Source organism: Phormidium sp. CCY1219, assembly GCF_055795085.1.
In genome coordinates, this window is record NZ_JAYFEQ010000961.1 from 1 (window position 1) to 13,366 (window position 13,366).

The 13,366-nt window shown below is 49.5% G+C and carries 11 protein-coding genes; 5 read left to right on the plus strand and 6 right to left on the minus strand.

From position 1 onward, the window contains the following. Positions 1–55: 55 nt before the first annotated feature. Positions 56–1,276 carry a 2'-O-glycosyltransferase CruG gene (cruG, locus tag AC0QH1_RS30990; RefSeq protein ID WP_442957402.1) on the minus strand — a complete coding sequence of 407 codons (1,221 nt, stop codon included), beginning with the start codon at positions 1,274–1,276 and terminating at the stop codon, positions 56–58. Here cruG and AC0QH1_RS30995 point away from each other — a divergent pair, their 5' ends adjacent. Next, complete coding sequence (locus AC0QH1_RS30995) at positions 1,277–1,543, plus strand: hypothetical protein (RefSeq protein ID WP_324635297.1); 267 nt, start codon at positions 1,277–1,279, stop codon at positions 1,541–1,543. A gap of 29 nt (positions 1,544–1,572) precedes the next feature. Further along, positions 1,573–1,773 carry a hypothetical protein gene (locus AC0QH1_RS31000; protein WP_324635298.1) on the plus strand — a complete coding sequence of 67 codons (201 nt, stop codon included), beginning with the start codon at positions 1,573–1,575 and terminating at the stop codon, positions 1,771–1,773. A 65-nt stretch (positions 1,774–1,838) separates the two neighbouring features. Here the strand turns inward: AC0QH1_RS31000 and AC0QH1_RS31005 are convergent, their stop codons facing one another. The 4 genes from AC0QH1_RS31005 to AC0QH1_RS31020 form a co-directional block, all read right to left on the minus strand. Next, a complete protein-coding gene (locus tag AC0QH1_RS31005; RefSeq protein ID WP_324635299.1) occupies positions 1,839–2,069 on the minus strand; it encodes a DUF4327 family protein in 231 nt (76 codons plus the stop codon). A gap of 452 nt (positions 2,070–2,521) precedes the next feature. Continuing rightward, entirely contained in the window at positions 2,522–4,081 is a 1,560-nt protein-coding gene (locus AC0QH1_RS31010; RefSeq protein WP_324635307.1) for a glycoside hydrolase family 3 protein, read from the minus strand. Positions 4,082–4,144: 63 nt separating this feature from the next. After that, positions 4,145–4,576 (minus strand): 30S ribosome-binding factor RbfA, encoded by a 432-nt coding sequence (rbfA, locus tag AC0QH1_RS31015; protein ID WP_324635300.1) that lies wholly within the window; start codon positions 4,574–4,576, stop codon positions 4,145–4,147. A gap of 210 nt (positions 4,577–4,786) precedes the next feature. Further along, positions 4,787–4,993 carry a DUF751 family protein gene (locus AC0QH1_RS31020; protein ID WP_324635301.1) on the minus strand — a complete coding sequence of 69 codons (207 nt, stop codon included), beginning with the start codon at positions 4,991–4,993 and terminating at the stop codon, positions 4,787–4,789. Positions 4,994–5,282: 289 nt separating this feature from the next. On the opposite strand from AC0QH1_RS31020, the gene AC0QH1_RS31025 reads away from it, so the two are divergent. Further along, positions 5,283–9,413, plus strand: coding sequence for a PAS domain S-box protein (locus AC0QH1_RS31025; RefSeq protein WP_324635302.1), 4,131 nt, complete (start codon positions 5,283–5,285; stop codon positions 9,411–9,413). Between the two features lie 738 nt (positions 9,414–10,151). Here AC0QH1_RS31025 and hemL read toward each other — a convergent pair. Beyond that, the gene (hemL, locus tag AC0QH1_RS31030) at positions 10,152–11,450 is read right to left on the minus strand and encodes a glutamate-1-semialdehyde 2,1-aminomutase (protein WP_324635303.1); all 1,299 of its coding nucleotides are present in this window, start codon (positions 11,448–11,450) and stop codon (positions 10,152–10,154) included. Positions 11,451–11,608: 158 nt separating this feature from the next. On the opposite strand from hemL, the gene AC0QH1_RS31035 reads away from it, so the two are divergent. After that, on the plus strand, positions 11,609–12,484 hold the full coding sequence (locus tag AC0QH1_RS31035; RefSeq protein ID WP_324635304.1) for a calcium-binding protein: 876 nt from the start codon (positions 11,609–11,611) through the stop codon (positions 12,482–12,484). 5 nt (positions 12,485–12,489) lie between these two features. Beyond that, the gene (gene hisIE, locus AC0QH1_RS31040; RefSeq protein WP_324635305.1) at positions 12,490–13,140 is read left to right on the plus strand and encodes a bifunctional phosphoribosyl-AMP cyclohydrolase/phosphoribosyl-ATP diphosphatase HisIE; all 651 of its coding nucleotides are present in this window, start codon (positions 12,490–12,492) and stop codon (positions 13,138–13,140) included. Positions 13,141–13,366: the final 226 nt, after the last annotated feature.

Sequence of the window (13,366 nt, forward strand, 5' to 3'; positions counted from 1 at the left end):
GGCTGGTCAGGTGGTTAGAAGTACAAGCCCCTGGCTTTAGACATGGGGTTGGTTTCTACGGAGTCCCTGACGGTTTTGCTTGCTCTGATGGCGGTTGTTGCCCATATTGTCGCCCGCGCCATTGGGTGGGCGTCCTTCGGGCAGAGAGAAAAATTCGCACCACGGCGAGGGGGTCGGCGAAGGGAGATAACCAAAACATCCAGGCGGCGCGTTTCCCCGGGGTGCGATCGTAGGAAGGGGCGATCGCCAAATTTAACCCAAACCGAATCGCCAACAACAATACATTCAACCCCAGCAACACCATCGGAAAAAACCCAGATAACCCCCCACTTGCCGTCAGCAACCCAAACCCCAGAACCACCAACATCGGCAACCCTTGCACCGCAGACAAAAACCACAAATCGCCCCAAGTCTGCCCCACGTCCGAGGCATCCTTCAGGTCGAGACTTCTGCCCCATTCTTTCCAGGTTTGCGCCGCCCCTTCGTACATCCGCACCTTCAGCAGCTTCGCCCCATCCAGAAACCCCACTTTAAACCCGCGTCGCGCCAGGTTCCGGGCGAGAGTCACGTCATCGCAAAACGAGCCACAGGCGCTGCGATATCCCTCCACCTGCGCTAACACTTCCCGCCGACAGAGAAAACATTGCCCATTGGCCATCACTCGTTCCGGATCCGGGGCGGTGGTATTGGTCGGACCAAAGCGATACACCAGGGTCATCAATAGCGCCGGTTGCAGGAGCATTTCCCCGGGATAGTTGAGGAGAAACTGGGGCGAGAGAGAAATCAGGTCGTAGCCTTCCGCCTCGCCGGTTTTTACCACACTCGCCACTAACCCCGGATTGGGGATGGTATCGGCATCAATGCCTAAAAACCACCGACTGCGCGGGGAACTGTGCAAAAATCCGTGGTGCAGCGCCCAAGGACGTCCCACCCACCCGGGGGGTAAGGGGTCGTCGGCGATTAAGCGAAATCGCGGGTCTTTTTTCGCCGCCGCTTTCACTAGGTCTGGGGTGCCATCGGTGGAATGGCTATCCACGATAATGATTTCCCGGACTTCGTAGCTTTGTTGGCTCAAACCGACCAAACAGGGACTCAGCCGATCGCGCTCGTTTAAGGTGGGCACCACCACACTCACCGCCCCATATATCTCTTGCGTCGCGCTCTGAGGTGGGAGGGGAGGACGACGAAATGCTCCGGGCAACAAACGCGACAGCAAAATCGCCGTGGCGGGTAGCTGCAACAGAAGCAAAATGACCGATAAAATATAGATTGACAAATGACTTCACCCAATCGAAACAACCCGGATATTTTTTACCATAAAACCGAGAATTCGGGCGATCGCTTGCTTTTACTGGCTTTTCTTCTCCCGGGCACTCCCCCTGGCAATCCTCTGATTGAGGACAATTTTTATCCGAGACTCGCGGCGTTGAGCAAAAGCGCCGCGATCGCACTGTGTACGGCTAACACTTGTTTCCGGTTAATGGTTCATTATGCAGCACCTTCATGGGTAGGGTGGGCAACTTGTTGCCCACCCTACAGGTAGTGCTTAATTGGATAAGATGCGGTTGTCCTATGGTTAAAATTTTCACCCCTGTGGCGATTCAAGCGTGGGTTTGTAGCGTCACGATCGCCTGGGTGGAGGAAAAACGCGGCAATGGGTTGGCTATCGAGTCAAAACGAATCGGGTCGGTGGGTTTCATTCCCGCGATCGCTGGCATCTCTACGCCTCGACCCTCGGAAATGAAACTCCCCGACCCCAAAAATCAAAGGTAAATCTAGAGCAGTTTGAAACCATCTGGGTGGCAAAAGCGCCACAGTCCCAACACTGTCCATTCTCCCTAGTCGTTTTCCCAATCTTCGCGACCCATCAGATCCCCGATGCGATCGCGCAGTAAGTAGTTGTGTTTCTCTAATTCGCTTTCCACAAATGCCCATTCACGTGCCGGAATGTGCTGACAGAGGGTGTAAATCGGTTGTTGTCGTCCGACGATTCCCTTGTTCACCAGATTTCGCGCTTCTTGTTCGATCACGTCGATGGAGTAGGTGATGGTATAGGTCGTTGCAGTCATGGTCATAACCTCTTGAATTTAATGTCTCTGTTGCCTTGGATGATTAGGCACCCCCCAGTGGGATGCTCGAAATTTTCAGGGATTTTTATATTTTCTCAAACACTGGGTAGTTTTCTTTAACGATTTGTTACGGTCTATACAGCAGGATTTTTCATCTCGCTGTAGTCATCCCCCCTTTATCTTAGTCAAAAGTTGAAAATTATGCATCTGACCCTTGCGCGATTTTTGGTCTCTCGGAGCGAAGATCCCAGGCATGTCACCCCTCTTGAGGATGAATTTAGTAGATTTTCCGGGGATAAATCTGAAGCTGTGAGGGACTTGGCGGGATTTTGACCCTTGCAATCAATTAGTGAGAAAAAATTTTGTCGCGCCGCCCCGCCCCGGGGGTAAGAATCCCCCAGAAGACTCTGGCGAAAACTCGGGAGGTAATCCTCCCTCCCGCGCCCTGGTATTTAGGAGAGTTCTCTTCCAAACAAGGTTTCTAAGGCGATCGCTTGCGCCGCACTCATTTGCCCGTAAGAAAACACATAGGGAATTTCTGGGGGCAGGTCGGGTTGCAACTGCTTCAGGACATATGGACTACCATAGATCGAGATCGCTTGCAATTGGCCGTTTCGTAATAATTTCTTAACCCATTGATAAGCGAGACTTGTCACTCGCGCCGGTCCGCCAAACGGATTCCCGCGAATGAACATTTGTAGCAATGTTACGCTGCTGTTATCTTTCTCCAGTTCTGGATTTGAGGCGGTATTGCAATCCACCAGTTGGAGTTTGTATCCCAAAGATTGGGGAAAGGCGATCGCTGGCGCTGCTTTATTTAAAAAAGCACAATTGATAATATCGTCTACGATTAATAAATTTCTTAAATGTTTTTCTCCCCCAGGTGACTGGGGTAAGGGCAAGGATCCGCCAACTTGCTGGGATTGACGCAAAATCTTTTCGGCGCTGGCCATTATCTGGGGTGCAGACAGCACAGAAAGTCGCTCTGGGGAAGCAGATACCACCTGCGCCTCGGGGAAAAGTTTGCCTTTCGCCTTCCAGATGCGTTGCACGGATTCGCGGATTCGGGTTTCGGAAATGCGCCCCGCCCTCACCGCTTCGCAAAGCGCCCGAATCGCACCCACCGGATCCTCGGGCATCAGTAAAATATCCGCACCGGCCTCTAATGCTAAAATCGGCGCTTCGTTAGCTCCATACCGTTTGGCGATCGCCCCCATCACCAGCGCATCAGTGACGATTAATCCTTCAAACCCCAATTTTTGCCGCAATTGTCCGGTAAGAATCTTCCGCGACAGGGTGGCGGGTTGTTGCGAATCCCAGGCGGGAATCAGCAGGTGGGCGCTCATCACCGCATCCACGCCTGCAGCGATCGCGCGGATAAACGGCGGGAGTTCTATTTGTTCCAGTCGCTGTATGGAATGGGGCAACACCGGTAATTCCACATGAGAATCTACGCTGGTGTCCCCGTGACCGGGAAAATGTTTGGCGCAGGTTAACACCGCAAATCCCTGTTGTCCGCGCAGAAATGCTGTGGCGAGTTGACTCACGGTTTCTGGGGTTTCGCCAAAGGCACGCACGTTGATTACCGGGTTTTGCGGATTGTTGTTGACATCCACTACCGGGGCGAGAACCCAGTTTATCCCGATCGCCTCCGCTTCCTTGGCGATCGCCGCCCCCATCTCTTCGGCATACTGTAGGGCCAATTCCGGTTCATCCTGGGCAATCTCCGAGATCGCCATCGGTGGCGCAAACCAGGTGGCACCGGCAAAGCGCTGACCCACTCCTTCTTCAATATCGGCGGCAATTAGCAGGGGATATTTGGCCAGGGATTGCACCTGATGCGATCGCAGCATCAAATCCCCGGCACTTCCCCCAACAAAAATTACCCCGCCGATACCTAAATCTTCCAGTAAATGCCGCAAGATGGCCATCGGGGGTTCCCAGTGGGGATATTCTCTTTGGCGATCGAAAAGGTGCCCAGATGCTCGCACCACGAACAACTGAGCTACCATTTCTTCCAGGGAGAGGGTTTCAAAACCCGGCAATGCCGGGATGCTGAGAGAATGCGTCACAGATTATGCCTCGGATTGAGAAGAGTCGATTTCGTCTCCACTATCCATCGATTCGGCAGATTCTTCCGCTTCGTGGTGCTTGCGCTCTTCGCTCAGTTGATTGAGCAGGGATAAGATTCTCGTCCCGCGCTCGATGGATCGGTCTTCTAAAAATACCACTTCTGGCGTGCGACGCAACCGCACTCGATGCCCCAATTCGCTGCGAACGTATCCGGTTGCGGATTTTAATCCTGCCATTGTCTCGGCCCGCGCTTCATCGGTTCCGTAGATACTGACAAAAATTTTCGCATGTTGCAGGTCGCGCGACACATCCACATCGGTGACGCTGACCATTCCTGCACCTACGCGGTCATCCTTTATGTCACTGAGCAACATTTGGCTGACTTCGCGCTTGATCAGGGAAGCTACTCGGGAAACACGACGATCCGTAGCCATAAGTTTTCGCTCCCTTACTCGCGTTTTACCGGTAGGTTCAGGCAAGATTGCTCTTGCACCTACCTCTGTTTAGTCTAGATTCACATCCCCGGTCTTTGCCAGGGAAGATTCCCGTAACCTCCCACATTGAGGGGAAGTTACGGGTCCGGTATTCCTCGTTCGGGATGGCAGGGGTATGCCGATCGCCTCTCGGCTATCGCGCATTTTCCCTTACACGGCACTCAACCCCAACATGGCTCTTAAGGTGAAACTGATAAAAATAAAGCCGGCAACGAAAAAGCTGACTAAGGCGATCGCCGTTACGGGTTTCTCAAACCAGGGTTTTAGCCAACCAAACAGGGCAAAGAAAATGCCCAAAACGATGGTGACGAAGTAGCGCGGGTAGCGAAGGACGTTATCCCAAAAGTCTTCAAACATAGAAATTCCGATGCGACACGAGTGGCTAGGTTTCTTGCGTATTCTAACTCGTCCCATTGCCAGCCCTCCCTATCCACCTCGGGAAAACTTCCAAGGGTGGCGATCGCTGCGCTCTTGCTTCCTCCCAGAAAATTTCTTTTTTCTCTCTTGATGGCTTGACAAATTTATTATACCATGATATAGGGAAAAAATATCTCCTGATTCGAGATTTTTTGCACGCCACAATCAAACGCGGGAAATAATTAAAAAAAATCACGCGATCGCTACCCCCATTGCTGGAGAATTCTTTATGGTTCTAAATTTCCTCAACCAATGGAGGCATAGATGTCCTTCCCTGACCCACTCCGTTCGCAAAGTCCCCTTGCGAACGGTGTTGATTGTCCCGTTCGTATTGCAAATTGTCGGCGCAGTGGCACTGGTGGGCTATCTCTCCTATCGCAACAGCCAACAAGCCGTGGAAGAGATGGCGGAGGGACTGATGGTGGAGGTCTCAAAGCGAATTGGCGATCGTCTCGACAGCTATTTAGAAACCCCCCAGCAAGTGGTCGCCGCTAACCAGATGGCCGTCGAATTTGGGATAGTCAATCTCGACAATTTCGAGCTGATTCGGCAAGAATTATGGCAACAGATGCAATTGTACCCCTCCCTGTCAAGCAATTACTTCTTAAGCGCTGAGGGAAAATTTATTTATTACGGACGCGCAGTTAGTGAAGTTTTTCAAGACGAGCTAGAAAAACATATTGGGGAAAAATTCCCCCTCGGCACCCTTTGGTTCGGCGAAACACAAAACAGCGATCCCACCCTTCGAAGATACTACCTCGTTGACGAACGAGGTCAGCTAAAACAACTTTTTCTTCAAAGCCCTACCGATTACCGCAGCTTACCGTGGTATATCGATGCTCAATCCAGTAAAGAACCAACTTGGTCTTCGGTTTTTGTATATGAAAATGCACCAGTAGTGGCTATTGCAGCTATTGCTCCAATACAAGATAAAACCGGACAATTAAAAGGTGTTTTTATTTCGGATTATCCCTTATTTGAGGTAAGTTACTTTCTCAATAAGCTCGATTTTTCTCCATCGGGGCAAGCATTTATTATAGAAAAATCTGGGAAATTAATTGCAAATTCTGCACTGGAAAAGCTTTATTTGCAAACGGAATTAAGGAATATAAAACGATTTGCAAGTAAGGAAAGCAAAGACGATTTAACCCAAAAAATTAGCCAACATTTATTTCAAGAATTTAGAGATTTAGAGAACCTTAAACATCCGTACCAATTAATTTTAGAAACGCAAAAATCTGGATTTCTCAATTTTCCATTGGTTGAACGTATCTTCGTGCGAGTCGTGCCCTATAGCGACGAGTATGGTTTGGATTGGCTGATTGCGATCGCCGTACCCGAATCCGATTTTATGCGTCAGATTCACCACAATACTCGCATTACCATTCTCCTGTGCGTTTTTATCTTAATTCTCGTCACCTGCACTGGCATTTTCACCGCCCAATGGATCGCGCAACCTATTTTGCGCTTAAATACAGCAGCAAAACAATTAGCAGCAGGCAACTTTGATGCTAAAATTTCCGTCTATCGTACCCATGAAGTGGGTCAACTCGCTGCATCTTTTAACCAAATGGCAGAGTCTCTGAAAACCTCTTTTCAGCAGCTTAAAGCTAGCGAAGATAAATTTGCCACCTTTTTAGATACGGTTCCCGTGGGCGTCTCGGTTTTAAATCACAAAGGCGAAATTGTGATGGTGAATAATGCGGGAAAAAATATCCTGGGTCAAGGGGTAAAACCCAATGTCTCCTTTTCAGACATATCCGCCGCCTATCAAGTGTATGTGGCGGGCAGCGATCGCCTTTATCCTACGGAACGTTTACCCGCTTTTCGCGCCTTCCAAGGGGAAATCGTTTTCGCTGAGGATATTGAAATTCATCGCAGTGATGGCGCAATTATTCCCCTGGAAGTTCGCGGAACTCCCGTCTTTGACAGGGAGGGAAATGTCCTTTATGCGATTAATGCCTTTGTGGATATTACCGAACGGAAAAAAGCTGAGAAACTGCTCGCCGATTACAACCGCATTTTAGAAGCGCAAGTGGCAGAAAAAACTGAGGCACTACAGCGCAGTCAAGCGCAACTCGATGCTTTTTTCGCCTCGGCTTCTGTCGGTATGGCGATTGTCGATCGCAACTTGCGATTTGTTAGAGTCAACGAACCTTTAGCGACAATTGATGGCATTTCTGTCGCCGAACATATCGGTAAATCTCTGGATGAAGTCGTTCCGGAATTAGCGCCAAAGCTCACTCCTTTGTTTCGGCAAGTTTTGGTTAAAGAAACTCCTATATTCAATGTGGAAATTAGTAGCGAAGTTCCTTCTCGCCCCGGTGTGAAACGCTATTGGCTGGTTTCTTATTTTCCCGTCATGGGTGGTGAAGATACCCTGTATGGTGTGGGCGCAGTTATCGTGGAAATTAGCGATCGCAAGCACCTCGAACTGGCATTGGAAGCCTCTGAAGCGCGACTCAATGATATTCTTAACAACACCGTAGCCGCAATTACTCGGTTACGCGCATTTGCCGATGGAACCTGGGACATCGATTATATTGCCGCCGGCTGTTACCCGGTTTCTGGCTACACCCCTGAAGAAATTAAAGCCGACAAAGACCTCTGGGTTCGACGCACTTTCCCAGAAGATTGGCAAAGAATACAACCTCAGGTATTTGGTGATATTTTTGCCGAAAAAATGGGAAACTACGAATACCGATTTTACCATAAAAATGGCAGCCTGCGGTGGCTTTCTCAAACCAACAGTTCCCGGTGGGATGCCAAGCAAAATTGTTGGCTGGTAACGGTTATTTCTCAGGATATCAGCGATCGCAAGCGCGCCGAAGCCGAATTAGAACGCGCTAAAGAAGTCGCTGAATCTGCTAACCGCGCCAAAAGCGCCTTTCTCGCCTCCATGAGTCACGAACTCCGCACGCCACTGAATGCGATTCTCGGCTTTGCTCAACTTATGCAGCGCAGTTCCACCCTCCTCCCCGAACATCGCAATCATATTGCCATTATCAACCGCAGTGGAGAACATCTGCTAACGTTAATTAATGACCTGCTCAATATGGCCAAAATCGAAGCGGGGCGCACCACTTTAAACGAACATGAATTTAACCTGCATGGCTTTCTCGATAACTTGCAAAAGATTTTCGCCCTAAAAGCTAAAGATAAACATTTGGAATTGGTTTTCTCTATTAATGCTGATTTGCCAAAATGGGCGATCGCAGATGAAGTCAAATTGCGACAGGTTTTAATCAATTTACTGGGTAATGCCCTTAAATTTACCGATGTCGGAAGGGTGACGTTGCGCGTCTTTCCCAGAAGCAGCGATTTGTCCCCAACCTCGCCACCATTGCCCTCAACTCAGCGCCAAACTAAAGTTAATATCGCTTTCTCTGTAGAAGATACCGGTCCGGGCATTCCCGAAACCGAATTAGAAGATATCTTTCAGCCCTTTTTGCAAACCCGAACCGGCAAGCAGTCTCAAGAAGGTACGGGATTGGGATTGGCGATCGCCCGCCAATTCGTCCAGTTAATGGGCGGTGAACTGTCTGTCAGCAGTACCCTGGGACAAGGAAGTTCTTTCTCGTTTACCATTCCGTTAACTGTAACTGAATTTACCCACAAAAAAACTCCTCTCCCACCCCCCCCTCTCGCCATTTCCCTCGCCCCCAATCAACCTAGCTATCGCATTTTAATTGCTGACGATCGCCCGGATAACCGTCAATTGTTGGTTCAATTTCTCTCTCCTCTCGGGTTTGACATTAAAGAAGCGAAAGATGGCGCAGAAACCCTAGAATTATGGCAAGGTTGGCACCCCCATGTTATCTTGATGGATATGCAAATGCCCGGAATCAGTGGGTGGGAAGCCACTCGCCAGATTAAAGGGAAAAAACCATCCCCCAACGGCAATTTTATCCCCGGCGAAAACCTCCCCCCTACCCCGGTGATTATCGCTGTTACCGCTAGCTGTTTTGCAGAAGACAAACACGCGACGATCGCCGCCGGATGCGATGATGCGATCGCCAAACCCTTTAAAACCGCAGATATTTTATCCACCTTGCAAACTCATTTGGGGGTCAGCTATATTTACGAGTCGGAAACTCCGCAATCTCTTCCGGCTTTAACTGACGATAATCAGTTACATCCCACAGAAATTTTGGTGTTATCTACAGAGTTAATCCAACGCATCGAACAAGCCAGTATCCGCGCTAAATTAACTCAGCTTTATGGCGCGATCGCTGAAATTAAACCCGCCCATCCACAATTAGCCGCCAAGTTACAACGCTTAGCCGATGCATTCGACTATCAAACTATCTTAAACTCCATTGCAGACGCTAAAAAAAATCTGCCCTCCGACCCGAAATAGTCCGCCAATCTAGCCCATTATTTGCCTGACTTTATTCCCTCGCTTCAGATAGCTAACCGTGACTCACCTACAACTTCTATATTAACGGGATTATTATTTTTTTGTGTGGCCACATTTGTAGACCGCTATTGACAAAAGGTCATTTTTTTTGCCAGAATACTCATGTTATGATGGGGATTTGTGGCTATATATATGGCGGCACAGATTCCCATTATACTATGGTATCCCTCAGCCCTTGAATTGTCAAGGGTTAGAGCGGATTTTTTTTCGGCAATTTTTTCCGCGATCGCCCCGCTTTTTCCTTGACAGATACACTATTTTTTTTTAAGCTACTAATGCTATGATGGGGTATTCTTTGTCTTTATAAATAAGCACAATATCCCATTATAAACTATTACCCCAAAACCCTACCCTGTCAAGGGGTAGAGGCAATTTTTTTTCGCCCCGGAAATCGCGCCGATCCGCCAAGTCAAACACCGAGGGCGTTAGTGTCGTTAATCGCCACACCTGCTTCTACAATCGCGCTGATAACGCGAACCGGGGAACTTACAGACACCTAGCCAGTCAAGGGGGTGACGGTAGCCGCAACCCGCAGCTTTCCCAGTCCGTTCCCAGGCGAAACCTGGGAACGAATCCAAACCCAACGAGTCAGCCTATAGAAGGAGAAAGTCCAAAACCAGAGCGTGGATAGTCGGCATTCTCCATCAGGCTTCACCGTTGCGGTAGGGTCGAGGCAGTTTACAGGCGAGACATGACCTCCCGGGCGGCTTCTAAGGTGCGATCGATATCCGCTTCCGTATGCGCCAAAGAGGTAAACCCAGCTTCAAACTGAGAAGGCGCTAGGTAAATACCCCGTTCTAACATCCCGCGATGGAAGCGACTGAATTTCGCCAAATCAGACTTTTTGGCATCTTCATATTGATGCACCGGTCCGGGATTGAAAAACAACCCAAGCATAGCGCTAATTTGACCCCCGCAGACATCATGTCCGCATTCTTTCGCGATTTGCAACAATCCGTCGCTCAGCTTTTTGGTAATCTTGTCCAAATAATCGTAAGTGCCCGCTTTATTAAGCAATTCCAGGGTCTTAATCCCCGCCGTCATCGCCAGGGGATTCCCCGAAAGGGTACCCGCTTGATACATCGGACCCGATGGGGCGACCATTTCCATGATATCGCGACGTCCGCCATACGCCCCCACGGGCAATCCACCACCGATAATTTTACCCAAGGTGGTTAAATCTGGGGTGACGCCGAATTTCTCCTGCGCCCCGCCATAGGAAATGCGAAAACCGGTCATCACTTCATCGAAAACCAGCAGCGCGCCATATTCTTGCGTCAGCAGGCGCAATCCTTCCAGGAAACCGCCATCGGGAGGAATAAATCCAGAGTTACCTACCACGGGTTCTAGAATTACCCCGGCGATGTCATCGGGATTTTCGGCGAATAATGCTTTGACCGCTTCTAAGTCATTGTAAGGCGCGGTAAGGGTGTTGCTTGTCGCAGATTTCGGTACTCCTGGGGAGTCGGGTAGTCCTAATGTCGCTACGCCAGAACCGGCTTTCACCAAGAACATGTCGGCATGTCCGTGGTAGCATCCTTCAAATTTAATCACTTTTTGGCGTCCGGTGAAAGCGCGCATTAACCGCAACACCGCCATGCATGCCTCAGTTCCAGAATTGACAAAGCGCACCATTTCGATGCTCGGTACCGCATCCACAACCATTTCGGCGAGCACGTTTTCCAGAACGCAAGGCGCGCCAAAGCTGGTTCCTTTCTCTAAGGCGTCTTTCAGCGCCCCGATGACTTCCGGATGGGTATGTCCGCAAATCGCCGGTCCCCAAGTTCCTACATAGTCGATGTATTGATTCCCGTCTACATCCCAGATGTAAGCGCCTTTGACTCTATCGAAGACGATGGGTTGTCCGCCCACGGATTTGAATGCTCGCACCGGTGAACTGACGCCCCCAGGCATCAGTTTTTGGGCGGTGGCAAATATTTCTTCCGATTTTGCAGTGGTGAAGCTGGTTGTAACCAAAGTTCTCTCCTTTGCTGTAGGCTTAACCGTTGACTCAATTTAGAATAAGGGTCAGCGGTGATTAAGCATCATGGCAGAAGCTATAATATCCGATCGTACTCCTCTAGTCGTCCGCAGGGCTAGTGCGAAATGTTAAATTATTCTTACTGCCATAGAACATGCGCGTCTTAGTGACAATTCCTCATGTTTTCAATCCCCAGGGGGGCGGGGGCTATGCCTCGTTAAGCCCCGATCCCCAACCGAGGATTCAGGGGTTGAGCCAATGTCTTCAAGCGTTGCATGAGGTTTATGATAGTCGATCGCAGTTTTATTTTCAATACACTCACCAGCTTCATACCTTCAGCGCCAATCGCCAAAGTTCCGCCCAGCTTTCTATCGTCATCTGTACCACCCAGGGGTTACATCTGCTGGATAAACTTCCGGTGGATCCCCAGTTGTATCGCCACCGCGAAACCCTCTGTCACCCCATGTTTTTGGGGTTCGAGTGTCACCAGGTCTTAAAGGAACATCTCGGCTTGTACGATTATTATTGCTATCTCGAAGATGATATCATTCTCCGCGATGCCGATTTTTTTAAGAAGCTACGCTGGTTTAACGCTCAAATTGGCGATCGCGCCGTCCTCCAACCCAATCGCTATGAACGGATCCGCGATCGCCAGGGCACCAAAAAATTTTATATTGACCCGGAATTGGAATTCAAAACCGGCAAACGCGATAATTTCGCGCACTATTTTAATGATAATCTAGTGTTGACGGGCAAGGTAATGGGGGAACCCGTCACCATTAAGCGGGCGGAAAATCCCCACTCCGGTTGCTTTTTCCTGAATCGCCCCCAAATGGAGTTCTGGGCGCAGCAACCTTATTTTTTGGACCGCGATGCTCGCTTTTTCGGTCCGCTGGAAAGTGCGGCGACTTTAGGTATCGCTCGTACTTTTCGCGTCTATAAGCCTGCGCCGCAAAATGCCAATTTTTTAGAAGTTCAGCATTTTGGGGATGGGTGGAGTCGAAAGATCAAAAATGTTAAGTTCTGGTAAGGGTTATGTCTCAGGTTGAAAGGGCTGTCACGCAATCTGCAATTCCGGTGGAAAACATTCGCTATAACGAACAAGGATTGGTTCCGGCGATCGCGCAAGATTATCTCGACGGTACCGTGTTGATGATGGCGTGGATGAACCGCGAATCGGTGCAAAAAACCCTGGAAACCGGGGAAACTTGGTACTGGAGTCGATCTCGTCAAGAATTGTGGCATAAAGGCGCTACCTCTGGATACCTGCAAAAGGTGCGATCGCTACGCTACGATTGCGATAGCGATTGTTTGTTAATCGGTATCGAGCAAATCGGCGATATTGCCTGTCATACTGGCGAAAGAAGTTGTTTCCATCAAGTAGATGGCGAAATCTCTCCCCCGCCAGCCAATACCCTCTCTCAGGTTTTTCAGGTCATCTGCGATCGCCGCGACAACCCCACAGAAAACTCTTACACCGCTAAACTTATCGCCGGCGGCGATAATAAAATCCTCAAAAAAATTGGCGAAGAAGCCGCAGAAGTAGTAATGGCTTGTAAAGACAATTCCACTGAAGATATCGCCAATGAAGTAGCCGATTTGTTCTATCATACAATGGTGGCTTTAGCCTATCATAATGTGGATTTGCGTGAAGTTTATCGCAAGTTGCAACACCGTCGCCAATAGAAGATTCCCTTCCTAATTTAGGTGGAATTCAACCCACCTAACTCCCTTACTTTAGGGTCGGAAAATTGTTGCCGCCAGGGGTTGACAAAGCAATCCCCATCGGGTATGATGATACCGTAGGGCGAGGCAGGGCTTATGTGCAATGCTTAGCTTGCTTGGTCAACCCCGCAAGATGAACAAAAAGCTTCACCAACCCTTCCATTGCGCCAAAAAATGCGATCGCGCA